Genomic DNA, 24,696 nt, shown 5'->3' on the forward strand with positions numbered 1-24,696 from the left:
TTACCCCCCAACCATCTTCGTTATCGACTCCCCGGGCGGCACCATGGGGTAAACGTTTTCCTCCCGGTCGACGACGAAATCCATCAGCACCGGCCCCGGGTGGGCCAGCCCCCGTTCCAGAACCGGCACTACATCCTCCGGCCTGCGGGCACGGAACCCGGCAATCCCGTAGGCTTCGGCCAGCTTGACGAAATCGGGAACGGGAATTAGTTCGGTCTGCGAGTACCTTTTATTGTGGAACAGCTCCTGCCACTGCCGCACCATTCCCAAATAGCCGTTGTTGAGGATGGCTATTTTCACCGGGAGCCGACACTGGACGATGGTGGCCAGCTCCTGAAGATTCATCTGAAAGCTGCCGTCCCCGGAAATATTGATAACAAGTGCATCAGGGCAACCGATCTGGGCACCCACCGCTGCGGGCAAACCGTAGCCCATCGTCCCCAGGCCGCCGGAGGTGATAAAGCGGCGGGGTCGGGTAACCCGATAGTATTGGGCGGCCCACATCTGGTTTTGCCCTACCTCCGTGGTGACTATAGCCTCCTCACCCACCAGCTCGCAGATCTTTTCAATTACGTACTGGGGCTTGATCACTTCCCCCTCCTGCCTGTAAGAAAGTGGATGCTCCTTCTTCCACCTCGCAATCTGCTCGATCCATTCTTCTGTCTGCGGCAGCTCGATGCGCGGAATCAGCTCCCTTAAGATCGTTTTGACGTCCCCATTCAAGGGATAGTGCACCCGCACGTTCTTTCCGATCTCCGCGGGATCGATGTCGATGTGGATGATCTTGGCCTGAGGGGCGAAGGTATCGAGCCTCCCGGTGACCCTGTCATCGAAACGCGCTCCGCAGGCGATAATGAGATCGCAATGGGAAATGGCGTAGTTGGCATATACAGTACCGTGCATACCGAGCATCCCCAACGAAAGTGGGTGTTCTTCCGGAAAAACACCCTTACCCATCAAGGTCGTAGTCACAGGGATGCGAGCGGTCTCCGCCAGTTCCCGCAGTTCCTCAGCAGCTTCCGAAGCAACAACCCCACCTCCGGCATAGATAACCGGCTTCCGGGACATCCCAATGGCCTTCGCCGCTTTATAGATCTGGGAAGTATTGCAGTCACCGGAAGGGCGGTACCCCCGAAAGGATACCTGCGGGGGGTAGGAAAACTCCGCCTGAGCAAGGGTGACGTCCTTGGGCAGGTCGATGAGAACGGGGCCGCGCCTTCCCGTTCCCGCCAGGTGAAAGGCGGCGCGTATTGTGGCGGCCAGCTGATCGACATCCCTGACGAGATAGCTGTGTTTGACAATTGGCAAGGTGATCCCGGTGATATCCGCCTCCTGAAAGGAGTCTCGGCCGATAGACGACAAGACAACCTGGCCGGTAAAGGCTACCAGCGGAACGGAGTCCATATAGGCCGTAGCGATGCCGGTCACCAGGTTGGTCGCTCCGGGGCCCGATGTGGCAAAAACCACACCTGTTTTCCCGGTAGCTCGGGCATAGCCGTCCGCGGCATGGGCAGCCCCCTGTTCGTGCCGCACCAGGACGTGCCTCAGGGATGAATCATAAAGCTTATCATAAAGGGGGATCACCGCCCCGCCGGGGTAGCCGAAAACCACCTCTACCCCCTCATATTCCAGGGCCTTAATGACGATCTCCGCTCCCGTCAGTTTCATCTGCTCCACCTCCTCTCCCGGGTCCCGTCTGAAGTACAGCTCCTCTGCTCGCCGGTGCCACAAGCCGGGCGTAGCGGGCCAGGTACCCGGTTTTTACCTTGGGTTCGGGAGACTGCCAGGCAACGCGCCTCCTCTCCAATTCATTTTCATCGACAAGAATTTCCAGCTTCCGTGCGGGGATATCGATGCTGATCCTATCCCCTTCCTGCACCAGGGCAAGAGGTCCTCCCTCCGCCGCCTCCGGGGAGATATGGCCGATCGAGGCTCCCCTGGTGGCTCCGGAGAAGCGCCCGTCCGTGATCAGAGCGACATCCTTATCCAACCCCATTCCGGCTACAGCAGATGTTGGGGTAAGCATCTCCCGCATTCCCGGACCACCTTTGGGGCCTTCATAGCGGATAACGATCACATCCCCGGGCCTGATTCTGCCGCCCAGTATAGCGGCCACCGCATCCTCCTCGCTCTCGAAAACACGGGCAGGGCCTTGATGCACAAGCATCTCCGGAGCAACCGCCCCCTGCTTCACAACCGCGCCTTCAGGGGCCAGGTTCCCTTTCAGCACGGCCAGGCCCCCAGTCGGGCTGTAGGGATCGGCAACGCTCCTGATGACCTCAGGGCGCCTGACGGTGCACCCCCTGACGTTTTCGGCCAGCGTCCGTCCGGTGACAGTCAAAGCGTCACCCTCAATCAGGCCGTGCTCCAGGAGCTCCGCAAGCACTGCCGAGACGCCGCCGGCCTCGTCCAGTTCCTGAATGTGCACATTGCTGGCAGGGCTCAATTTGCAGAGGTGGGGAACCCTTCTGCTTATTTCATCGACAACGTCGAGGTCGATGGTCAGCCCCGCCTCCCAGGCAATGGCCGGAAGGTGCAGCACCGTATTGGTGGAACCTCCCAAGGCCATATCCAGCGCCAGGGCGTTCCTGAAGGCCTTTTCCGTGAGGATCTGCCGGGGGCGGATGTCCTTCCTGAAAAGTTCCATAATCTGCCATCCAGCCTCCTTGGCAAGCCGTATCCTGGCCGCCGAAACCGCGGGGATCGTCCCGTTCCCCGGCAGGGCTATCCCCAGGGCCTCGGAGAGGCAGTTCATGGTATTGGCGGTGAACATCCCGGAACAGGACCCGCAGCCAGGGCAGGCTGCCTCCTCCAGTTCGTCCAGCTCCTCCCGGCTCATCCTGCCGGACTGAACGGCTCCTACACCCTCGAATATAGTGCTCAGACTCACATTTTCCCCTCGGAAGCGGCCCGCCATCATCGGCCCGCCGCTGACAATCAGAGCGGGGAGATTAAGTCGAGCAGCCGCCATCAGCATCCCCGGAACGATCTTGTCGCAGTTGGTGATCAGCACCAGGGCATCCAGGGCATGGGCTACGGCCATAACCTCGATGGAATCGGCGATCAGCTCCCTGCTCGCCAGAGAATAGCGCATCCCGGCGTGGTTCATGGCAATGCCGTCACATACGGCTATGGACGGGAATTCGAAAGGCGTTCCCCCATTCGCCCGCACGCCCGCCTTGACGGCTTCGGCAATCGTATCCAGGTGCAGGTGGCCGGGAACGAGATCGTTTTGTGAATTGACAATTCCCACAAACGGCCGCTCTTTCTCCCAGCGCGTCAGCCCTAGAGCATTGAGAAGCGACCTGTGGGGAGCCTTTTCGATACCGTTTTTGATGCTGTCACTGTTGATAACAATCACCCCTCCCATAAACTTAATAAAAACTCTTCCGCCTTCAAAGGCGCTCACCCAGAGGCTTGGCTCGCCCCTCTTGCCGGTGATTTCGGTTCCGACAACACCGGTTCTCGGTTCGGGCAGCCTCGGGGGCCTCACCGCGTTCGCATACCCCTCTTAAGGAGGGCTTCCGGCCGCCTCAGCGGTTAGGATAAATCTCGGTGCCGTCAACCGCCGTTAACTTCCGAAACTCCCTGATCAGAGTCGCGGTTATCTTCCCCGGCTTACCGTCTTCACCGATAACGCGCCCATCCACCTTGACTACAGGAACCACCTCCGCCGCCGTACCGGTCAGGAAGCACTCATCGGCCACGTAAAGATCATGGCGCGTGAAGACCTTTTCGGCGGTGCGGTAACCCAGTTTTTCAGCGATTTCCAGAATGGAGTTCCTGGTGACCCCCTCCAGGATGCCGAGAAAGGGAGGTGGTGTAATGACTTCCCCGTTCTTAACGATAAAGATGTTATCCCCCGTACACTCGGTCACATACCCCTCATTGTTGAGGAGGATCGCCTCGGACACCCCGGCCAGGTTGGCCTCAATCTTGGCCAAAATGTTGTTCAGATAGTTCAAGGATTTAATGCGCGGGTTGACCCCCTCCACTATGTTGCGGCGGGTGGGAACGGTAACAACCTCGAGACCTTTCTCATAGAGCTCCTCCGGGTAGAGCTGAATCTGAGCGGCAATGATAAAAACCGTAGGCTTTGAGCACATGCGCGGGTCGAGCCCCAGATCCCCCTTGCCCCTGGTAACCACAAGCCTAATATAGGCATCGCGGAGGTTGTTCCGGCGAAGCGTCTCCAGCAGGGCCTCGGACATCTCCTCTTTGGTCATCCCGATGTCGAGCAGTATCGATTTTGCCGATTCATAGAGCCTGTCGATATGCTGACTCAGCCGGAAGACCCTGCCGTTGTAGGCCCGAATACCTTCGAAAACCCCATCTCCATAGAGCACCCCGTGATCAAAAACCGAAATCTTAGCCTCTTCCTCGTCAACGAATTCCCCATTGAGATAAATAACCAACCCCATAGGATAAAGCCCCCTTAATAAACTTAAATTCCCGTTCGGCACCGGGCAGGGGTTAATTTACCCCGGTAATAAAAGGCCCCACCTCATCCCAGACAGTTACATCCAGGGACGAGAGGGGCCCGCGGTACCACCCTGTTTGCTGCCCAGGAAAACTGGACAACCGCTTTCACCCTTTTCGCTAACGGACAAGGGGTATGCCGGCACCACCTACTAGGCTTGAAGCCGTTCAGATAGCAGTACTCAGGGATGAGCAACCATCGCCGCTACCGGTGCTGGATTTCAGCCACCCCAGCTCTCTGGAACCGGCACCTCGGCAATAGCATATTCCCTTCATGACCTTTTCCCTTATTGATTTGACATAATAAAACGGAACCGATGCGGGAAATATAATTTCTAACTAGTATAGGTAATTGCCAGATTCCTGTCAACCGGTTATTGACCGTATTATAAAAATATCCGCCAACTTCTACACATTATCAAGGTTTTTTGCGGAGCCGGGCGTTTTTTTGCACATCTAATGCCGATAAATCCTATCGGCGTGGTTTTTCTGTTTGGATGCCAGCGCCGGCACGTGGTCTCTTGACACATCCTCTACAGGGCGATATAATTATTGATAAATTAGGCCGTATTTATCTATAATTTAATGTTGATTCCCAGAATTGGCTTGTGGGGGGTGAACGCCATCCGGCTCACCAGGCAGGGGGAGTATGCCGTCAGATGTGTTCTGGAACTGGCCAGAAACTACGGAAAACGCCTCAGCACCAAAGATGTGGCCAACAGGCAGGAAATACCGGCTATGTTTCTGACAAAGATCCTCGGACGCCTAATCAGCAGCGGTCTGGTCACCAGTCAAAGGGGCCCTGGAGGGGGGATTATGCTCGCCAAACCCCCTGATGCCATCACCCTCAGGGAAGTCATCGAGAGCATCGAAGGCCCCTTCGCCCTCAATGAATGCCTCGGTGAGGCCGGGCAATGCGGAAGGAAAGAGCACTGCAAGGTTCATCAGGTCTGGTGGAGGGCTCAACAGGCTCTGTTAAAGGAACTCGACGTAACCCTAGACAGACTGATCTAAGGGCAAACCGATTTGTCGGCACCCCGGGTGCCAGATAATAAAAAATGAAAAGGAGGCACGAAAAATGGATCTGATTAACGAGAACAAACTGGGTGTTACCAAAGGAACCGCACTGGAGGAGGACGTCAAGAAGGAGTTTCGAGGGGAAACCTACGAGGTCGGGGTGTATCTGGCCATGGCCCGTCAGGCCCAGCGCGAAGGTCTCCCGGAGGTAGCGGAGGTGCTGAAAGCCATCGCCTGGGAGGAAGCAGGCCATGCCGCCAGGTTCGCCGAATTGAACGGGATGATCTCCGATACCAAATCCAACCTGGAAAAGATGCTCAACGGAGAGATCGAGGCCAACAACGGCAAGAAGGAAGCGGCCAAGAAGGCCAAAGAGGCGGGTCTTGACGAGGCCCATGACATTCTGGACGAATCCTCAAGGGATGAGGCCCGCCATGCCAGGGCTCTGCAGGGACTCCTGAAAAGGTATTTCTAAAGTTTCAAAAATAAGTGCAGCGGAAAGGTACTGCCGGAAAAGGCGGTACCTTTCCTGTTTATCAAGCCGATCCCAGAATTTACAAGGCATTACTTCCTGGCATAAGCCAGGATGCGAGCGAGCACCTCCTGTCGCTTCCTTTCCACCCTCTCAAAATCCATGGCCTCCAGGTAATGCCGCTCCATCTCCTTATAAAACCGGCTTTCTTCCCGGAGATAACGCATCGCCCTGTCAAAACAGGCGTCGAACAGCTCCCGCGCCTCTTGCATTTCCCTCTCGTAATCCTTAAGAACGCCGGCATCAAGGCAGGTATTGCAGTCTACGCTCCCCAGATTTTTTAAGCCCGGTAAGGAAGTGGGGTCGAAGGACAGCCCCGGAAACGGGCTGAGCACTGCAGTGCGGCGCTCCGGAAGCACGATGAGGTCGATCCCTTGGGGATCGAAGGCGCAGTGGTAGACCTCTACCGCCTCCCCCAAACGGTAGGCGAAAGCGGCCAGCTCCGTCAAGACGATCTCCTTCCCAGACCCCGGGTCCCCCTCGACCACATACAAAAAGGCGACATCGCGCAGAACGGTGGGAAGATGGTGAACGATCCCCTGGGGGGTCAATGCCCAGGCAAAAAGATGGCGCTCCCTCGGAAATCCCTTCCCCCAGGCGATCTCCGGCCCGAAGATCTGTCGGAAGAGGCCGCCTATGAGGCGGTGAAACTCCTGCAATTTCAATCCTTTTTCCCTGAAGCTTGCTTCATCCTCCCTGGCCATCCTGGCCATCCGCAGGCTTCGGTAGACCGCAGCAAATTGCCGTTTCACCCTCTTGCTCAGGAGGATGATCTCTTCTCTGCGGCTTTTCAACTCGGCAACGTCCCAGTACTCCCCCAGGTTGACGATCTCATCAACAGCCCCCGGATAACGGGGGTCTACCACATGCAGCGTCGTGTCTACCGTAGAAACTATTAGCAGTTTCGAGAATGCCTATGTTTTCGGGTATAGTCTCGGGAATTTTGGCTTTGATGTCAATACGCTTCCCGGTAACAGTAATCTCTTCAATCAAGAGATTAACCAGGCGCTTTTTCTCTTCAAGAGAAAGAGCCTCGAGAATGTCTCCAACCTGGGCGGCAAGCTCTTCTAACCGTTCCATTTCCTGCGCCGCCAGGTCGTGCCGGGAAAGTTCCATTAAAATCTGCTCCCTGCGGCGCGAGAGGTACTCCCAGCGCTCCTTTATTTCCCTGAGCCGCTGTTCCATTTCATCTTCCGGTATCAAACCTTTTTGGAACACAGTCGCTACCCGTGACCGTTCTTTGGAGACTTGAACTAATTCTTTTTCGATGGTGATAAGCTCAATTTCCAAAGCTTTGGCAGTCTCGTCAGGGAAAGCGGCATGGAGTTCTTCGCGAAGCCTTTCCGGATTCGTCAGCCAACCGGAGACTCTTTCCCAAACGACTTCTTCTAATTCCGGAGCATTAAGATATTGGGATTTACAGCGTTCCCGCCCCGGTATACCCGGCGATTTCGCAGTGCAGACGTAATAAGCCCTCTTCTTTCCTTTTGACGTAACGAGATTCCCGTGCATAGTCGTGCCGCATTTCCCGCAGCGCATAAGGCCCGAAAGAAGATAAGGGTAAGTGCTGCAGCTGCGCCAGCGCCTTCGCGAGTTCTCAAAACGCTTTTGGGCTGCCTCCCATGTTTGTTTATCAACAATGGCGGGGACAGAAATAGGGATCCACTCTTCGGCGGGCCTTTCCTTTCGGCTTACCCTTTCTGCAGGCGGCTTATATTTATTGAACTTGACGTCCTTAGTATCATAGCGGCGGATATACAGGGTGCCCGCATAAGCGCTATTGGCTAAAATACGTTTAACCGTTTGTTTGGCCCATCGTTTGCCTTTGGGACTAGGGATGCCCATGGCATTCAATCGCCGCGCTATTTCATAAGGACTGGCGTCTTCTTCAGAAGTGAACCATTGATACATAAGCCTGATGATTTTAGCCTCTTCTTCGAAAATATGGAGGGTATCTGTTTCTTTATCAAATTCATAGCCGTAAAGTCCAGGACTGTGAGTAAGTTTCCCTGATTTTGCCTTGGCTCTTTTGCCAATTAAGGAGCGGAGCCTGGTCCTGGCGCGTTCGTATTCGTCAACGGCGCTAAGCACGGTTAAATGGAAACGGTCTTCAGGGCTGTCGGTAAACTTGGAGTTGACAAAAATCAACTCCGCTCCTGCTTTTTTTATCTCGTCGATCAATAAAAGCTGGTGGGCTACGCTGCGTGACAAACGGCTGGTATCTAAACAAATAAACCAGCGGATGCCGCCGGCTTTAAGCTTTTCCAGCGCCGCCACCAGGGCGGGGCGCTCTAAGATTGAGCCCGAGACCCCTTCGTCTACAAATTCTGTTATTTCAGTTGCGCCTAATTCCTGGGCCTTGGCCCTGCATTCCTCCCGCTGCGCCGCAATTGAATAGCCGCGTTCGGCCTGTTCCTCAGTGGACACTCGTAAATATATCAGTGCAGCGCTCACCCTCCCTGACCCTCCTTCAGCTTGACTTTGCTTTGACGCATTTGTGAGAATTTTCTACTCTGGTCAGGAAGGCGGGACAGAAGAAAGCGAATCGCTTTTCGGTAGGCTTGTTCACGTTCATCCTGGGAGCCGCTGCGGGTTATGATCACCTCAAATTCCCGCTTTGCCATGGCCCCCACCTCCTATTAAGGCCCGGTGGCCGGGCAAAAACCCTTCCACCTCTAAGCCTACCGGTACCTCGAAGCAGACTCCAATTATCAAGCAAATAACTGCACTTTTTTCATTAATTCAGTTTATGCTGGAGGCGTCTAGGGACGACCCGGGGAGAAATAATTACCATTTCTAAGAAAACGAAGGAACTGCGCGAAGCTGGTGCGGATGTTGTGGAAGAACTGCTGCGAAAATCCAATCATCAGGAGCCCAATTTGTTCCTGCACCGGCTAAACCTCCTGGAGGTTTACTACGGTATCTATCGCTAAGCAGGCCCGGAGATAAGCGAACAGGTATTGGCAAAGATACAGGCACTACCTGTTACCGAAGTCACTGAGATTACCCAGGAGGTTTTTCTGGAGTCCGGCAGCCTTAGACCGTAGACAAAAGAACCGTCCCCTTGTCTCAGACCTTGCCAAAGATTTTATTCGTCCTCTTCACATAAGTCCGCCAGTAAAACCGCCGTTCCACGGGCTAGCCAGAGCAGGGAGTCCGGTTTTCTGTACCAGCCCCCGTAAAAAGAGGCAACATAAAGTATGGCCTCTTCGTGACTGCCAAAGGCGTAGAACTCAGGCAGTTCTTTGGGGAGTGCCCTCCCTTCCAAGAGATAAGCGGGAACAAAGGGATTTTTTTCAAGGGCTCGCCGGAGCTCCCGGTTTGCCTTCTTGTTTTCACCGCTCTGGTAATAAGCCAGCAGAGCGCGGCTGTACTGCCAAAAGGCAGAGCTGTCGCCGGTATATTTTTTAATCAGCCTGCTCAGCCTGTCCAGGTCATTTGTCTCGAAGAGGTAGGCCGCCAGGTCGTAACGCACGCCCTGGTTGTCGTTGGGATTTAGACTGAGCATTTCCTCGCAGTGGGCTATAGCTTCCTCCTTTTGCCCGAGGCTCCAGAGGCACCGGTAAAGCCCCTGCCGCGCCCTCATATAACCTCTGGTCTTAAGAATTCCCCAGAAGCTGCCCTTATTTTCCCTAAAAAACTTTTCCCCCAAAGCCCTTTCCCCGGCTGCAACCCCCAGAGCATAGAACTCTTTTGCCTCTTCAAGGGTACGCGCCTTATCCTCTGCCAAAATAACATAGGCATCGGCGCATTCGGGATAAAGCGCCAATGCCTGCTCGGCGAGCTTCAGCCGCTCCTCCCGCCGCTTCGCTTCCCAGGCATCGTAGATAAGTTCCTGTGCCCTTTTGTCGGGAGACATGTCGTCGACTTCCGGCTCCTCACCAGCATTCAATTTCGCCGTTATCCCCTCCAGAAAAGCGTTGGCCTCATCCATGCTCTCAAAATCCCGATCTTCCAAAAAATTTTGAATTTTTTGCAGCATCCTTTCACTTTGTCCCATCCCGGGGACGGGAAATCTGTCGGACAGGACGACGGCTCGCTTCGGGACAGCTCTGGGATGCTGCGTAACAAGTTGCGAACTGCTTCTGCCAATCGCAGCGTTTGGCCTCGCTACAAATCCATTCCATCGAAACTCTTAAGGTGTCTGTACTCGCATCCCGACCTGTCATCCTCGCTTCGCCTGTCCTGTTACCCGGCCTTCCATAGGTCGCTCGCCGGTAGACCCGTCGGGTATTTTTATACTCTGTTGGTGCTGCCGCTGGCGGCATGGTGGTCTGCCCTGCAACAAATGCCCAATCCCGGCAAGCAGCCATCCTGCTCTTCAATAAATCAACCACCCATTAACCTCTTCTGCCAGCAGCGCTTTCAGATCCTCAGGCGCACCTGCACTCCCTTTCCCCCAGCTTCTAGATGGAAAACCTCTCCTGCCGCGACCACTTGCAGATAGGGCTACGGGCAACGCCCAGATGGTCGGCGGCCTGCCGGACGCTCAACCACTTTCTTTCATAATGATCGTCTCTTTCAACACCACAGGCCGGACGCCCCGGCCAAGGCCTACCTCCCCCTGTCACCCTTATAAGCCGGCTTTTCTTAATTCCCCATGCAGAGCGGAGAAACGGGCATACTTATTCTTTAGGGCGGTGATGTAGTTTTTCCAGTCCGCCTGTTCACCCAGGCGTTCATAGAGGTTTCTCGCTGTTCTGCGGTTCCCATTTCCTGGATTAACCGCCTGGCCTGCTCATGGCGGCCGTTCCTTTCCTCCCAGGCTACCAGTATCCCTACCAGCTTCTTCCGCTCCCATTCGCCGCTTTTCGGGATATGTTCACATAGGCATTCCCGAAGCAGCTCCCAATCCTGCTCGCCGGCATGCTCGAATATGGCATCCAGGGCATCACCGGCAAAATCGACACCACCCATTTCTATGTCAGCTAGTTCGGCCTTCATAAGGGACATCAACCAGGCTTGCCGCGTCTCGCGGTCGCAATCACCTCGATTAAGGCACTCGCTCAATCCCTCCACACATTCACAGGCAATGGCGGCGATAGCTCCATCATCGTCCATGCTCAACAACTCATTGCCATAAATCTCCGTCAGAGCGTCAAGCACCGTCTGGTAGACCGCGCCTGCCTCCGGCCAGTCTTCTTTCTGTTCCAGGCGCTCGGCCGTTCGCAAGATGTTCCGCAGGCCAGTCTCTATTTCAAAGGGGTCGTCCAGGCTCAACGCCCTCTTCACTTCTCGGTTCAATGCCGCCATATCCGGAGACCGCCCGCCGGCCGTAGCCACAGCCAAATCGACGACAGCCGACAAAGACGGCTCCCGCTGAACCATATCGCCGATCAGAGAAATGAGTTCTTCCCTGCTGAGCCGGGCAAGCATGGCGTCCAGTGACGTTAAAACCTTAAAAGAATCCGGTTCATGAACATAGGTCAGCAAGAGAGCAACGATATGTTTGCAAAACCCTCCCCGGGGACAGGTACAGAATGCCTCCCGGATGCCGTTATTACTCAAAACAACCCTGACCCTGTACGGCTTCGACTGTGACCCATAGCACTCACCGCTCAGTTCCATCCCCTGCCGGAGGGGATAGCGAACGTTTCCGCCGGCGTAGTAATTCATCCCGCGCTCAAAACTTTGCCCGTCCGCCAGTTGACGAATGTATTCCTCCGTTAACCATGAGAAATTGCTGCCGTCCATAAACTCACCTTTCTCCTGCCCCCGTTTTATCCTCAAACAACGCCAAGCAATACCTTGCTTTTCTTCCCGTCCAAGCCGGCGAGAACCGGCACCTCTGCCCGGTATCATTCTACCAGGAAAAAAGAAACCGGCAAGGAAACCGGTACTGCCTCCGCAGGGTTGCTCTTCTATTCGTGCCGGAGAAGTGCTAGGCGCTCCCACAGTCCCCCGCAGTTTCACTGCTTCCCTCCCATGGGTAGCTCCCTCTCGGGATTTTCGGCTGTCGTCGCCCTTCTCTCGAACTCATATGGAGCCCCCCTGTCCTTATGTTCAGTCCTTCCCCCTCTTTGACGTCTGAAAGGGGTACCATGACCTCTGCTGACTCCTGCCAGTTCAGCCGCACCTTCCAGTGCGGGTTGCCAGATTACCCGGCAAAAAACCCCTTCACCTTCCTGGCGAAGGGTCTGGTATAAGTTTTCGCCGTCAGTTTATTTCCAAATTTCTTCCTTGACTTTTGTTCTTACCCTTTCGCTAAAGCGGAAACCATTCTGTTCCAGGCTATCGAGGATTGGGTCAATAGCAGGCAATAACCCCTTTTTCACACCAAGCGCCACAACACCTAAGGTACCCATAACCCTTAAGCCCGAGTTTCTGGCGATACGTCGGGCTTTTTTCTCGTCAACTAAAAGATAATCCGCCTTAACTTCCTTGGCTAAAACGATGGCTTCCGCTTCTCCTCGATCAAGGTCGGTTCTAAGTAAGGAAACCGCCAGAGCGTTTTGTACTTGGAGGGTCTCGATCCAGGTAGCTTCTCTGATTTCTTTCACACCGGGAAGTTCAGTTCCCTGTAGTACCACTTCATTATATACACCTTGAGGAATAATAATTCGTCCAAATACGGCATGCAGGAGGTTTACTTGCTTAATCCGAGCTAAAGCAATAAGTGGTGTCGAGTTAGAGACCACTTTCATTTTGCAAAAACTCCTTAATGGTCGCCAGGTCTTCCTCTAGCTCGTCGAGATCATAGTTGAGAGGAATGTTATGTGCGGCCAAGAAACCGAGGAATTCCTGTTTGGAAACGTTGGCCAGTTCCGCCGCCTTGCCCAGGGATAAACTCCCATCTGCGTAAAAGGTTGCCGCCAGCCTCTTCAATGCCTCCATTTTTACCCGTTGAGCCGATTCCCGGCCTTTGATGAACAGTTCTTTTGGCAACTCGAGATCAATCCTTATAGTTTGGTCCGGCATTTTATCGCCTCCCGGTAATACCAATTTTAGTAAAATCATACCATAAGAGATACACGTCCTCAACTTTATATTTATTATAATCCATCTGTGATATTGTCACCTTGAAAAAATCTGTAACAGCTTATAAGGCTTGCTTGTGGCTGGCAGGAAGTCAATAGTGAGGAAAGAAAAGGGAAAATACAGTATTATACAGTATTATAATGATAACGATGATGGTGGCAGCCATAGACATCAGCCGAGTAGAAAGACCGCTTAAGCCAAAAACAGCTGCCCGGGTAACAGTGACTAATAAAGGAGATGAAGTGAGTAATGGCTAAAAAACCGGCCGTTCCTCTCCAGCGCCGGCAGATGGAAGCTGCCCTGCAGTTGTACCAGAAATGCAAGGGGTAGCAGGCGACGGATGAGGCGCTGGATTCCCTTGCCCGGTCTTTTCCGGGCTTCGATTTTAAATCGACCCTGCTCAAAGCGGCAGCCGTCAACGCCCTCTACGGAACCCAGGTTTACGCCGTAGCAGAGGTGGCCGAACACTTATGCAGCGTCTTGGGAAATACCACGGTACCGGCTACTCCCGCCCTCGTAGAGGAGCTGGCAAAGGTGAAATTTGTCAGGGGGTCAAAGCACATAACATGGACGTTTCGGAGTTTTGCGTCCAAATTCGCCCACTTTTTTATTGATCCGAATCAATTCCCGATTTACGACTCGTATGCGGTTAAGATGCTCACATACCATTTGAATGGGAAGGGCAGGGAAGGGCTCTCGTATGAGCAGTTTGCGGCGGGCTTTTCAGCGTTGAAGGATGCCCTGGATTTTCCCGTGACCACCCGGGAACTCGACCGGTACCTGTGGTTGGCAGGCCAATTGAGGGCATGGAAGGGCTTATCGCCCTGGAGAAGACCTTATACTGGAATTAATTCCGAATTGCGGCGTCTCTTCGAATCCCTTGCGGGGGAAGTCCAGGAGCTTACGAGAGCTGTCCTTGGAAGGGGTGAAAATCCGTGAGAAATACTGGACGTGAAGGCCGCATTTTTCGCAGTACTGCTTCTTTCGGCAAACTGTAGGAAAACGCGGAACGGTACACTATCAACGCAACGTCAGGGCAGACGGCACGGTGGCGCTACGTCCGAAGTTTGACCGGTATAGAAATAATTTCAGCCTATTGGAGTAGTACACAAAAAATTTTGTTTGCCCGTATTAAAGGGAAATTTTTCCCCTTAAGAGACCTCGACGTTCAAAACCTTAAGCTTCAAAGCAATGGCTTTGACCTTGAATTTAACTGAAGATTGTTGAGATAAACTTGACAACCAGGTAGCTAGGAGGAACAGACAACAATAACACGTTACCCCCTCGCAAAACATTTAACACATGCAGAGGCCAAGCTATCAGTGCTTCTCGGAAAACCGGTTAGCAAATAAGAGCAGCAAATTCCGGCCGGGTCAGTTCCCGTAAAACATGTTTTATCCAGGGACGATCCGCAAAAGGCCCTTTTAATGCCGGTATTGTCGCCTGCAGCCATTCCCCTATTTCTCCGGCTTTTTGTTTTTCTACCGACTTTTCTACCGGTTTTATCTGCGCTATTTCCTTCAGCTTTCCATGTTCCACTGGCCAGCGCGAAGCATAATTGCTAAGCTCTCCGTTTGCTTTGGCAGCCAGAAGCCGGGCCATCCGGTCTCCTCCGGTTGTGGTCCACTTGGCCCCCAGGCGTTTCATCCGCCGTGCTACGTTGTGCTGAATCTGCCCTTCGATGGTTCCTAAACGTTTTGCTCCTGCCGAGTTAATAATCCCCGTCCAGTTCTCTTCAAGATAATGCAATAGCTTGATGAGCCTCTTTTTCCGGTTGCCTCTGGTTTTTTTGATTGCTTCTGTGAGTATTGCTTGGGTTTCCTGCCAGTTGCTATGAGAGATGGCTGCGCCTACTTTCTGAAAGGTTTCTTCGTCATACCAGAGGGCTTCGGTTAAATGCCTGTTTAGATGGTATGGGTCTAAGCAGTATACAGCACCGGGGAAGTATTCCAGCCCCTCTTTGATCCATTTTGCTCCATCGCCACCTATGTAGATCTCTTTGATCTGTTCTAAATCCCATTTCCCCCCAGCCCGAGCATAGCTCTCTTCCCAGGCCACTTGTCCTTCACTTAGGGTGCTTACAACAAGCTTGTTTTGCAGAGCAAAGCGGTTCCGGCTAACTTGTTTCTTCCCTTCGTAGGTTACTATGTGTTTGATTTCTCCTCGCTTCTCTTTTTCCCGTTGCAGATTGACTATCACTCCATCACCTTCAATATGCAACTCCCCAACCACTTCTTTCCCACCTGGTGCTCCTCCGTCTTCAAATACCGCCGCTCTCTTCTCTTCCCCTTCTCGCTGCAGTATTTCGCCTGCTTCTTGGGTGATATGCCAGATGGTCATGGTGCTTAATTTAGGTACAAGATAACTCAATATCTCCGCTGCCCGGCCAAAGGAAAGTTCGGTGCTTAGTTTGATTGCCAACTCTTTGAGGTAAGGAGTAACCCTGGCCCGCTCCGGCCAGCCCAGCAGTTCGTCTAAAAAGAATTTGGTTTCCCCGGTTTCTTTGTTCCTGTACAGGCGCCTTTTTAAGGGAAATTCCCCAAAGGTGCTGATGGCTGTTTTTGTCCGAAAACCGACAACCTCCCAGATGCTCCGGTCTCGTTCATTCATCAGACGGGTATCGATCTTTTCTAATGCCCAGGTGAAAATCTGGTTACACACGTCCTGGCAGAGTTCGTGAACCCCTTTCTCAAGCTCAGAGAAGTCTTCGCACTCTCCAATTAATTTGACTAAACCTTTGACAAAAAGAAGGACTGCCCCCACTATGTGGCGAATATCTAACATGAGACCTCACACTCCTTTTTGGGGTGATAGATTTTGGGTGCCGAGGTCTCTTTTCTTTTTAAGAAGCCGATCCCCTTCTTTTACCTACTGAAATTTTACATGGCCACTACTCTGCCGCACCCCCGGCTGATTTAAAATCCACCTGGCGGTCCGGTACCCCAGCAACCGGGCCTCGGTCTCGCTCATGCCGAGTTCCTCGACAAAACCAACGGCGAGCATGCTCTCATGGTCTTCTTGCGGGCTGATGCCACCTGGTATTTCAGGCGCTGACGGTATTCCTTGGCTCGTCCCACCAGTGCACCTCCTTAACCCTTTCTGGCCCCCGGCCAGACTAAACCTACGGCAGGATCCCATACCCGGGAGTATCGGAGGATTCTTGATCTCGCCTATTACTTCCTGCATCGTTTCAGTTTCTGCATGTCCCGGAGGATATCTTGGATCTGCCGGTAATGGTCTTCATCATGGCGTCCCAGCGATGAAATTACTTGTTGTCTGGGGTACTCTCCGCTAACATAATAGTTGTGTACCACCTGCATGTATGGGAGATCCCTAACTTTAACAATGCGTCTGTACATGGATCTTTTAATCCATCATATATCGGTTGAAGAAGTTTTATCATAAACCAGATAAAAGAAAATATGGAATAATCAGACACGCGGAGTATCGGAATTAATATAAAAAATTCCCCACCGGTGCCTGGGGAAAAATCTTTGCAAAAATTTCGCTCTGAATGCCTCGGTAGTGTCGAACTCCGGCTTAACATCCTTACCCATTAGACGCATCACCCCTGCCGGCACCAGGGTTCCCCCCCCGAACTAAATCTTCAGATACATCTGCAACACCGCCATAATACGCCTCTCCCGCGCTTTTAAAAAGCCTTCGTAATCGTCCCTTTCCATCGCCGCCAGCGCCGCCTCGTCAATCAGATGGGTTGCCATAATTTCTTGCTTCCTTTCCGGCGGGACCAGCTTGGCCAGGTACTCGCTCGGCTTCATTCGGCTGATCCGGCGGTTTGCCGCCTGGGAAATCAGCGTCCGGTTAAGCACCGTATTGATATCCGGGTTTTTGTACTTACTGTTACCTTCTACATCTTTCACCGATGCTAAGAAGGCCCGCGGGAAAATGTGGTGGTCGTCCAGCGCGTGAAATTCGATCGCATCGTCGGCCCGAAAGTCTTTCGCCCCTTGAATGGCAACCAGATCAATTACGCCCCGGTAAACAGCATTAACCCGCGCCGTATCACGCAGCGAAAAATTAGGATTGTGAAGGATATTGCGTTCTATTTGTTCAAAAACAAGCGGTTGACGGTTAGGGTCGCCGAACCATTCGGTCAGATCCCGGTAATCAGCAAGCGTAATGCTCTCCACGGCCCCGGCGTACCGCTCAAGAAAAACCGAACCCCAGTACCACTTTTTCACCCCGCGGTAAGCCCGATTATCCAGTTTATCCCGGTCGATCCGGTAGAGAAGAGCAGCCAGCACCGGCATCATTGTCGAATACGGGAGCCACTTTTGCGCAAAAGCGCCGAACCCGTCCTGACTCGTCGAAGTGGTGCGCTTGAGGGCTTTTTCCATGTAAAGTACGGCGGTGTGCCAATCTTTTTCGAAGCCTTCCGGCCGCAGGTTAATTAGGGACTTACTTTTAACCTCCTGTTCCCGAATAAGCGCTAATGCACGCAACACCAGAACCCCGTAAATATCCGGATCTCCGCCCGAGAACTGGCGGAGCAATTCATTATCTTCCATCGCCTGCTGCCAGAGCCGGTGCAGGTCAACACCGAAACTGTATAACCGGGCAGTCAAAAGGTCATATACCGAAAGAGCCACCCCGGTACTGTTGAGCTTCTCGAATATGGCGCATATTTCGGCAATACCGTCAGCATCGTCAGGCTTTACCTTCGGAATTTCAATCGTCGGTACATAGAACTGCCGGATGACCCCAACGGCGCGGTTCCACACCGGCTTATGCACCTTAAAGTACTCGTTAAAGTACCGCTCCTGGTCGCGCTCAATCAGCCAGCGTTCGTAATCGTTGAGCCAGTTTTCCCATTGCGACAGTTCCGTGAACGGAACAATCAGGTTTTCAAACTGGTAGTCTTTGTCCAGGTAACGCCCGCTCAGGTCGGCTCGTTCGCTGAAGATGGCCGCATCCAGGTCACCAGCACTGATCTTGCTTAAGTCTAAGAAAAAACGGTAGGGATACTTGGTCCATTTTAAAGGAAGCGGTGGCGCTGCAAAAGCGTAATGCAGGGAGGTTAACCGCTGTTGCCCATCGAGAATCAGCCAGTCTGGCTTGAGCTGCTCCGCCAGCTTCTCTACACCGGCCACGGCCCGGAAAGCGAAGGGACTGCTCTCCGCATCCACTTTCAAAAGAAGAAACGAACCGATGAAGTAACCCTTCAGTACCGAGGTCAGGATGTCCCTCACATCATCCCGGGTCCAGACAAAGTTGCGCTGAAACTCGGGCAGGGCGATATCCCCACTTCTCGCCCGCTCCACCAGGTCAAGCAACCTTTTCTTGTCAGGCGTGATATCCAAGATGCTTCACCATCCCTTATCTCCGGCCTTCCGAAACCCTACGTCACTTCCGGCCAGTCGCGGTAGAGGCTTTCCGCCTGCTCCATAATCACGACCATCAGCGTCTCGCACGTCGCTGGCTTGTACCCGTAGCGGCGCAGCAACCGCTTCACCGTCGCCCGGATCTCCGCCTTCACATTCTCGTGGTTGGTTCAGTCGATGCTAAGGTTCTTCTTGATCGCCGCCACCAGTTCGCGGGCGATCGCATAGAAGATACTTGAATGGGCTCCCGAGGTTTAAAAAATCAAGGAAAAGATTACTTATCTCCTTACCCGCCACCTACGGCCACTCCGAAATGGTGGCCCATTACGCCACCGCTTTGGCTCAGGCGGCGGGACTGGCGCAGGAGGAGGTAAAAAAAATCAGATTGGCCGCCTTCCTCCACGATCTTGGGAAAGTGGATATCCCGGAAGAAATTCTGAACAAACCCGGGCCGCTGAGCGACGCGGAGAAGAAGGTGTGCCAGCGCCACCCGGTTACCGGCGCCGACATCGTGCGGCAGATCAAATCCTTAGAAGAGATAGTGCCCCTGATCCGGCACCACCATGAGCGCTACGACGGGCAAGGATACCCCGACGGCCTGGCAGGCGAGGAAATCCCTTTGGGCGCCCGCATTATTGCCCTTGCCGACAGTTTTGACGCCATGATCACCAACCGCCCCTACCGCCGGGCCAGGACGTACCAGGAAGCCATAGAAATAGTCAAAAAAGAAGCGGGTCGACAGTTCGACCCACACCTGGCCGAGCTTTTTGTTACCAAATGTGTTGACGTTAAAGCAATCGGCACAGAGTGGGAGACGGAGTCCGTTCAAGAGGAGCCCGCCCCACCGGCCGGGCAGCAACCTTCATGACCATGCCGCCTTTCCAATCCCGGCAGTTCGACTGCCCACGAAAGAGCTGCCTTTCCAGAGCAAATTTACAGACTGCGATTTATAAAAATGGAATAGTAAAGTCTATTTACGGTTGCCGGATACTTTTCGCCCTTGAAACACCACAGTGCTTCCTCCCCCATGCTTCCCGCGCTTTTTCCATCTTTGCTCTGGCGAGGTCCTGTTTCAATTGTATATCACTCACCTGATAACCACCCCGTCATTTTGCACGTTTCTGTAAAAAGCATCTGCCTGAAATAAAGGAGAAGTAAATTCTTGAATGTCGCAGGGAAGCGCGATCAAATCTACATCTTCTTCCAAACCCACGTTATAAGCTTCGTCAATAATAGTTTCACGAATGTTTCTATCCAGCTTTTCTACGACGACCAAAAGGTCAATATCGGATCAATATCGGATTCTTCTCCTGCGGTACCCCTGGCCTGAGAGCCAAAAAAAGTGACATTATATCATAGATACGGGAGCTGGGAAAGGGCTGCTCCTTTAAAGCTATTTGCGCTGTAAACATTTTTTAACTTCGGTGTAAACAGCAAACACCAACACTGCGGTTTTTTGAGCAAAAATGCAGCACTTTCAAACCGATATTAAACATTATTTCCACGAAAAGGGCATACTTACCCCTTGGTGCATCATCCATTTGTTTTTTTGTTTTTCTAGAGTGCCGGCGTCAGGCCGCCTTCACCAGGCTCCTCATATTCATTCCTTGTTTTTCCTGTATCCGGCCCACCGCCATGGCCAGCATTATGGTTAGCGCTAACGCACAGCGCAGCTTCATTTTTTGCAGGCCCCGGATGAAGTGTTTTTCAAATCCAAAGGCCTCGTCCAGGCGGGCGTTCACTCTTTCCACGGCTGTACGCTTCTTGTAGGTTCTCTTCCACTTGTAGCTGGACCGCGCCAAGGGGGTGAAGATCCGCCGGTCTTCAGCAAGAGGAACGCGTACACCGCAAGCTGCGGGGCATCGCTCCATCCCCTGACATTCCACCCCGTAGTGCCGGGCCGGACAGCGATACTTCAGAGTTTCCCTGCCCTTTTCAAAACCCCCAAAGGCCATCTCCCGGCGCTTGTTGGTTTCGGGACAGTAGCAATAGACCGTTCCCCTGCAGTCGTAAACGATATTGTCTTTCCCTGTTAAAAGCCGTGTGTCTTCACCGTCCCGCCACATGTCGCGGATGTCAATCACCGGCTTGATCTGGTGTTCGTCCCACAGGTTCACGATTAGTTTCGTGTCGTCGTACCCTTTATCCGCTGTTAGCACTTCACAACGTTCTATAATCTCCGGCTGTTGTTCTTCTAGTCGCGCAATCAGTTGATGCCCCTCTTGGATATCGCTGGCAGATGCTTTCGTTACTGAAAAGCTTACGGGTAATTCATAGACAGCATCAACTATAAGATGAAGCTTATAGCCAAACCATGAAACTACTTTCTCCCACAGTGTTCCGTCTTTTCTTCGCCCCCGGTACGTTTTCTTGCCAAAGTCGGCATCGGTGTCGCGGCGCCCATCGGGCTTTCGGGGCTTTTCTTCTTCGTCCTTTTTTCTGCCCCGGGCCAGACTATTTATGGGTTTGCTGTCCATTGCCAAAACCCGCCCGAAATCCGGTAGCAGTGTGCTCACTTTTTCCACCAGCCGGTCAAACATTCTTTCTATTTCGCCGGAGTACCACATAAGTTTCCCCAGAAAGCGGCTGTATACGTAAGCCGGTGGAACTGCCCGCTCTCCCAAACACGGGTCGAAGCCACAAATGTCCCGCAGTTGGGCGTTGCGGGCCAGTTCCCGCCGCAGGCTCTCAATGGATGGATGTTGGAAGACTACCCCCGCCACTACCGAGTTCCAGACCGCACGAATCGGGTAATCATTTCGGCCTTTTGCCCGTTCCCGCTCCAGTTTGCGCATCAGCTCTTCATCAGGCAGATGACGGAGTACCAATGCCAGGCGCTCCAGATCGCCCAGTTCATCTATTTCTCGCCACCCAAAGAGGCGTTGTTGTGGTATAATAGCCATAAGGGAAACCTCCTTTGGTTTTTTGGGTGTTTAAAAAAGAATTCGCTATAAAGAGAGGTTTCCCTTTTTATTTCCCGTTGTTTCTCTCCATTCCTTCGTTTTTCTTCTGTGGGGTCAATTTTGCCAAAAGACCGTTTGCCCATACCCACAACCAGCATAAAACCTGGATCGCACCGGGGTAAATTTTTTTCGCCATTGCCCTCAAACGTCCTATTCATCTTTACTTCCGGTCATCGCAATTGGCTCCTTTAAGGTGTGGTAGTTATTACAGATGTGGTTTTAATAGCGCCTGCCAGGTTAACTGGAAAAACGCTGGTACTATATCACAATACCGGTGATAAAATCTCACTAAAGTGGTGAGTATCACGGCTAACGAAGAGAGAATTCACCCAATAGGGTCAAACGTGGTATTGACCAATTGATTTCAAAAGGCGCGATTGAAGACCCGGGGAGCTACATTTTCGTGGAACCAACGTTCAAGCAATACATTTTGCATGATTTTCAAAGGCTCGTCCGCTGTTTCTTTGGTAAACACGACCCCATGGGGTGCCGTCCCGTCGAGCAGAGCCACGCCCAGGGCGGGAACAACCAGCGCGTCCAGGGATTCACTGTCCGATGAGCACCAGTGGTACTCCAGATCAAAACCCAGCTCCAGCAGTTCCGCTGCGATTTTCTTCATAAAGGTGGACTTACCGACCCCCGGCCCCCCTTTGAGCACAAAGATATGGGCCGCCTTCTCATCGATAATATTGTCGTAAAAGGAATAGAATCCCCGACAGGTATTCCCCCCGGGAAAAAACATCTTCACTTTCCCCTTTTTCATCCCACAACCTCCCCCGGCTGTCAAGTATTAAACAAAAAAGGCATCCCTTCGAGACGCCTTGCCTCTATACATCTTATTTTATTTAACTGCCGCCCTAATTATTACACCGGAGGAAACCGCTGCGTCAGTCCCTCCTTCCACGAGGCCGATGTACTGCTCGCCTCCCGCGCCATCAAGGCCGGACTTCACGCCCTCAAACCCTACAAACGGCCCGCGTACGCGCTTTTATGGAAGCCAACCAACTGACAGGATCCTTGGTGATACTTATCCTGGCCTCAGTGGCCGGCCAGGTAACAGGAGTTCTATACTTAAGTACCGGCGTCGCATTGCGCATCAGCTTGGGCTTAAGGATAACCCTCCCCATTATAACCCCCTATCAATGCCACCAGCTTTACAACACGTTTTATATTCCATCCGCCCCTCATATTACAGTAGCACCCAGAATCTGTATTGTCCATTATCAGGGTAGTCAATTCCACTTCCTTACAATAGGGATTGCCTCTAAATGATTCAGAACCCCATCTAACCCTTCTGGAAATGAATACCATATACCTTTATGAATATCTAACAACTTGCGGTCTTTAATAAAGTATCTAAGTCCATATAAACCGTGAGTTTTCGAAACGAGCGTTATTAGACCATCCCCTAAAGGAAATGGGGTATGGGCTTTCTCGATCCTTTTAGCTTTCCCCAATAATTCGATAAATGAAGTTAACTCTTTTCCCCCAGAGATCTGATGCCACTTTAAAGAACCTTGTGGAGCTGCGGCCTGACTTAATTGTCGAGCAGTTTGAATACGCACTTCAGTAACTTTATCCAAATCGAGTTGAATTTCCTCGGCTAAACTTTTCTGGCCGCATGAACTCAACACTAGAAGGGCTATTCCGCATAGCAACATGTAAACTACGCCCTCGCAACTTATAAACCTGTTAACCCTGGAGGTCGCTTTATTTCCCATTGGCCATATAACCCCCTTCAACTGTCGCTACATCTAGATTGCACTATAGTTTTGCTAGCCCAGTTTTTTCAAAAAGTTCATCGGGTACGGTTTTCCCTTTCTACCATTGGAGGTTCTATCTTTTTTCGTTTTTTCCTGCTCCTATGGTAGTTACCGTAGGCTTTCATAAACATGGGCCTGTTGTCAAACTCATTGGATACAAAGAATTTTCCCGGACCCCCCTAATTATGGAGATTATGCCACAAAAGATTGGGCATTTTTTAATTTACTCATAAATGCCTTATAAAACTCTTCAGGGCCGGCCCCCTTTTATACGCGCCATGCTATGCATTTTTGGCTGCCATTTTATGCAATTCTACCCTGAAAATAACCTAACGCAATAGTCAATAACCGCCAAAGGCAATCTGTTACGAGAGATGGTGCAGACCAAGAAACTTAGGCAACATCCCGTTCCAACGAAACCTTGTATCCCAAAGACTCAAGTTTCTTAACCGCCCGGTAGACAATGGCATCTTTTTTGAGCCGGTCAAAATAGTCAGCACCTAGTTCGATGTACGGTGTGCGCCTTTTTAAAACATGGTAAACGATCACCAGGATGGTGTGGCCAACAGCTACGGCCGCCCGGTTGGCCCCCCGCCGGGCGGCAATCCGGTGGTACTTGGAAGACAGGTAGGTGTTTTTGGTTCTCCCGGCAGCCCGAGCAACTTCCACCAGGATATTGCGTAAGGAATTATTTCCTTTGCGTGTCCGGCCTGATTTGCGCTTTCCAGCGCTCTCGTTGTTGCCCGGGCACATCCCCGCCCAAGAAGCCAGGTGGGCAGCGGTAGGAAAACGCTCCATGTTGGTCCCGATTTCGGCCAGGATTTGCTCGGCGGCACGCCTGCCCACGCCGGGAATGGTGTCCAAAAGGGCCAGGGCTTCTTCAAAAGGGCGCATCCGCTCCTCGATCTCCTGGTCTAAACGGGCAATTTGCCGGTCTAAGAAGTCAATATGTTCTAAGATAACAGCCAAAAGCATCCTCTGGTGGGGGCCGATTAAACCGCTAAGGGCTTTTTCCAACTGCTCCTTCTTGCTCTTCATCCGTCCCCGGGCCAGTCCGGCCAGAAAGGCGGGGTCATCTATGCCGTGAATAATGGCCTCGATCATGGAGCGCCCAGAGGCCCCCAGAACGTCGCTGGCCACAGAGGAAAGCTTGATGTTGGCCCCCTCCAAAACTTTTTGCAGGCGGTTGACTTCCCGGGCACGCTCGTTGATCAGGCTCTTCCGGTAGCGAACCAACTCCCTTAACTCCCTCTGCTCCCGGTCGGGAATGTAGCTTCCTTGCAGAAGCCCGTGCCGGAGAAGGTCAGCGAGCCACTCAGCATCTTTCAAGTCAGTCTTCCGGCCGGCCACTGCCTTGAAGTGTTGAGCGTTGACCACAAGGGTAGTGATTTCCTCCATCTCCAGGAGGTTGTAAATCGGTTTCCAGTACACGCCGGTGCTTTCCATGGCCACGTGGGTGCAGCCTTTCTCTTTGATCCACTGAACCAGGGCCACCAGGTCATCGGTCATGGTTCCAAAGGTTTTGAGTTCTTTGCCTTCAGGAGTGATGATGCAAGCCGTAACGCTCTTTTTGTGCACATCTAGACCACAACAGCGCTCATAAATGATGTCCACTTAAAGGT

General features: G+C 52.6%; 23 protein-coding genes and 1 pseudogene. 4 read left to right on the forward strand and 20 right to left on the reverse strand.

The window, feature by feature from the left end; all coding sequences use genetic code 11:
• The 3 genes from ilvB to ilvE all read right to left on the reverse strand — a co-directional run bounded on the left by ilvB (position 1) and on the right by ilvE (position 4,421).
• Positions 1–1,668, reverse strand: coding sequence for a biosynthetic-type acetolactate synthase large subunit (gene ilvB / locus TPH_RS09875; protein WP_015051057.1), 1,668 nt, complete (start codon positions 1,666–1,668; stop codon positions 1–3).
• The gene (gene ilvD / locus TPH_RS09880) at positions 1,637–3,352 is read right to left on the reverse strand and encodes a dihydroxy-acid dehydratase (RefSeq protein WP_049886180.1); all 1,716 of its coding nucleotides are present in this window, start codon (positions 3,350–3,352) and stop codon (positions 1,637–1,639) included. Before ilvD ends, ilvB begins: the two co-directional genes overlap by 32 nt.
• Positions 3,353–3,533: 181 nt before the next feature.
• Positions 3,534–4,421, reverse strand: coding sequence for a branched-chain-amino-acid transaminase (gene ilvE / locus TPH_RS09885; RefSeq protein WP_015051059.1), 888 nt, complete (start codon positions 4,419–4,421; stop codon positions 3,534–3,536).
• Positions 4,422–5,094: 673 nt separating this feature from the next.
• Here ilvE and TPH_RS09890 point away from each other — a divergent pair.
• Positions 5,095–5,493 (forward strand): RrF2 family transcriptional regulator, encoded by a 399-nt coding sequence (locus TPH_RS09890; protein WP_049886116.1) that lies wholly within the window; start codon positions 5,095–5,097, stop codon positions 5,491–5,493.
• A 64-nt stretch (positions 5,494–5,557) separates the two neighbouring features.
• Positions 5,558–5,971, forward strand: a complete 414-nt coding sequence (locus tag TPH_RS09895) for a ferritin-like domain-containing protein (RefSeq protein WP_015051061.1) — start codon at positions 5,558–5,560, stop codon at positions 5,969–5,971.
• Positions 5,972–6,060: 89 nt separating this feature from the next.
• On the opposite strand, the gene TPH_RS09900 is transcribed toward TPH_RS09895, so the two are convergent.
• The 8 genes from TPH_RS09900 to TPH_RS09925 all read right to left on the reverse strand — a co-directional run bounded on the left by TPH_RS09900 (position 6,061) and on the right by TPH_RS09925 (position 12,946).
• Complete coding sequence (locus tag TPH_RS09900) at positions 6,061–6,894, reverse strand: hypothetical protein (protein ID WP_015051063.1); 834 nt, start codon at positions 6,892–6,894, stop codon at positions 6,061–6,063.
• Positions 6,863–8,482, reverse strand: coding sequence for a recombinase family protein (locus TPH_RS09905; protein WP_015051064.1), 1,620 nt, complete (start codon positions 8,480–8,482; stop codon positions 6,863–6,865). The genes TPH_RS09900 and TPH_RS09905 overlap by 32 nt, the downstream gene beginning before the upstream one ends.
• Positions 8,479–8,652: a hypothetical protein gene (locus TPH_RS15565; protein WP_015051065.1), complete on the reverse strand. Its 174-nt coding sequence runs from the start codon at positions 8,650–8,652 to the stop codon at positions 8,479–8,481. The genes TPH_RS09905 and TPH_RS15565 overlap by 4 nt, the downstream gene beginning before the upstream one ends.
• Before the next feature lie 138 nt (positions 8,653–8,790).
• Positions 8,791–8,919: a hypothetical protein gene (locus TPH_RS16215; RefSeq protein ID WP_269077468.1), complete on the reverse strand. Its 129-nt coding sequence runs from the start codon at positions 8,917–8,919 to the stop codon at positions 8,791–8,793.
• A 197-nt stretch (positions 8,920–9,116) separates the two neighbouring features.
• Positions 9,117–9,962 (reverse strand): hypothetical protein, encoded by an 846-nt coding sequence (locus TPH_RS09910; protein ID WP_158502682.1) that lies wholly within the window; start codon positions 9,960–9,962, stop codon positions 9,117–9,119.
• 698 nt (positions 9,963–10,660) lie between these two features.
• Positions 10,661–11,722, reverse strand: coding sequence for an SWIM zinc finger family protein (locus TPH_RS09915; RefSeq protein WP_015051067.1), 1,062 nt, complete (start codon positions 11,720–11,722; stop codon positions 10,661–10,663).
• Between the two features lie 467 nt (positions 11,723–12,189).
• Positions 12,190–12,672, reverse strand: coding sequence for a DUF3368 domain-containing protein (locus tag TPH_RS09920; RefSeq protein WP_015051068.1), 483 nt, complete (start codon positions 12,670–12,672; stop codon positions 12,190–12,192).
• A complete protein-coding gene (locus TPH_RS09925; RefSeq protein ID WP_015051069.1) occupies positions 12,656–12,946 on the reverse strand; it encodes a UPF0175 family protein in 291 nt (96 codons plus the stop codon). The genes TPH_RS09920 and TPH_RS09925 overlap by 17 nt, the downstream gene beginning before the upstream one ends.
• A 594-nt stretch (positions 12,947–13,540) precedes the next feature.
• Between TPH_RS09925 and TPH_RS15705 the strand changes: the two genes are divergently transcribed.
• The gene (locus TPH_RS15705) at positions 13,541–13,945 is read left to right on the forward strand and encodes a hypothetical protein (RefSeq protein ID WP_015051070.1); all 405 of its coding nucleotides are present in this window, start codon (positions 13,541–13,543) and stop codon (positions 13,943–13,945) included.
• A gap of 402 nt (positions 13,946–14,347) precedes the next feature.
• Here the strand turns inward: TPH_RS15705 and TPH_RS09935 are convergent, their stop codons facing one another.
• The 4 genes from TPH_RS09935 to TPH_RS14835 all read right to left on the reverse strand — a co-directional run bounded on the left by TPH_RS09935 (position 14,348) and on the right by TPH_RS14835 (position 18,503).
• Complete coding sequence (locus TPH_RS09935) at positions 14,348–15,790, reverse strand: ISLre2-like element ISTph1 family transposase (protein ID WP_015050843.1); 1,443 nt, start codon at positions 15,788–15,790, stop codon at positions 14,348–14,350.
• Between the two features lie 389 nt (positions 15,791–16,179).
• The gene (locus tag TPH_RS09940; RefSeq protein ID WP_015051071.1) at positions 16,180–16,365 is read right to left on the reverse strand and encodes a hypothetical protein; all 186 of its coding nucleotides are present in this window, start codon (positions 16,363–16,365) and stop codon (positions 16,180–16,182) included.
• A 240-nt stretch (positions 16,366–16,605) separates the two neighbouring features.
• Complete coding sequence (locus TPH_RS09945) at positions 16,606–18,327, reverse strand: GmrSD restriction endonuclease domain-containing protein (protein ID WP_015051072.1); 1,722 nt, start codon at positions 18,325–18,327, stop codon at positions 16,606–16,608.
• Positions 18,328–18,365: 38 nt separating this feature from the next.
• Positions 18,366–18,503: a type I restriction enzyme endonuclease domain-containing protein gene (locus TPH_RS14835; RefSeq protein ID WP_081578655.1), complete on the reverse strand. Its 138-nt coding sequence runs from the start codon at positions 18,501–18,503 to the stop codon at positions 18,366–18,368.
• An 80-nt stretch (positions 18,504–18,583) separates the two neighbouring features.
• Here TPH_RS14835 and TPH_RS09950 point away from each other — a divergent pair, with 80 nt between their 5' ends.
• Complete coding sequence (locus TPH_RS09950; protein ID WP_269077469.1) at positions 18,584–19,216, forward strand: HD-GYP domain-containing protein; 633 nt, start codon at positions 18,584–18,586, stop codon at positions 19,214–19,216.
• Between the two features lie 395 nt (positions 19,217–19,611).
• Here the strand turns inward: TPH_RS09950 and TPH_RS16565 are convergent.
• The 5 genes and pseudogenes from TPH_RS16565 to TPH_RS09975 all read right to left on the reverse strand — a co-directional run.
• Positions 19,612–19,671 (reverse strand): annotated as a pseudogene (locus tag TPH_RS16565) (hypothetical protein); the annotation flags it as partial.
• Between the two features lie 248 nt (positions 19,672–19,919).
• The gene (locus tag TPH_RS09960; protein WP_015051076.1) at positions 19,920–21,251 is read right to left on the reverse strand and encodes a transposase; all 1,332 of its coding nucleotides are present in this window, start codon (positions 21,249–21,251) and stop codon (positions 19,920–19,922) included.
• Positions 21,252–21,675: 424 nt separating this feature from the next.
• Positions 21,676–22,074 (reverse strand): P-loop domain-containing protein, encoded by a 399-nt coding sequence (locus TPH_RS09965; protein ID WP_015051077.1) that lies wholly within the window; start codon positions 22,072–22,074, stop codon positions 21,676–21,678.
• 469 nt (positions 22,075–22,543) lie between these two features.
• Entirely contained in the window at positions 22,544–23,032 is a 489-nt protein-coding gene (locus TPH_RS09970) for a hypothetical protein (RefSeq protein WP_015051079.1), read from the reverse strand.
• Between the two features lie 435 nt (positions 23,033–23,467).
• A complete protein-coding gene (locus tag TPH_RS09975; protein ID WP_015051080.1) occupies positions 23,468–24,688 on the reverse strand; it encodes an IS110 family RNA-guided transposase in 1,221 nt (406 codons plus the stop codon).
• Between the last annotated feature and the right edge of the window lie 8 nt (positions 24,689–24,696).

It is taken from the genome of Thermacetogenium phaeum DSM 12270 (genome assembly GCF_000305935.1).
Taxonomy (GTDB): Bacteria; Bacillota; DSM-12270; order Thermacetogeniales; family Thermacetogeniaceae; genus Thermacetogenium; species Thermacetogenium phaeum.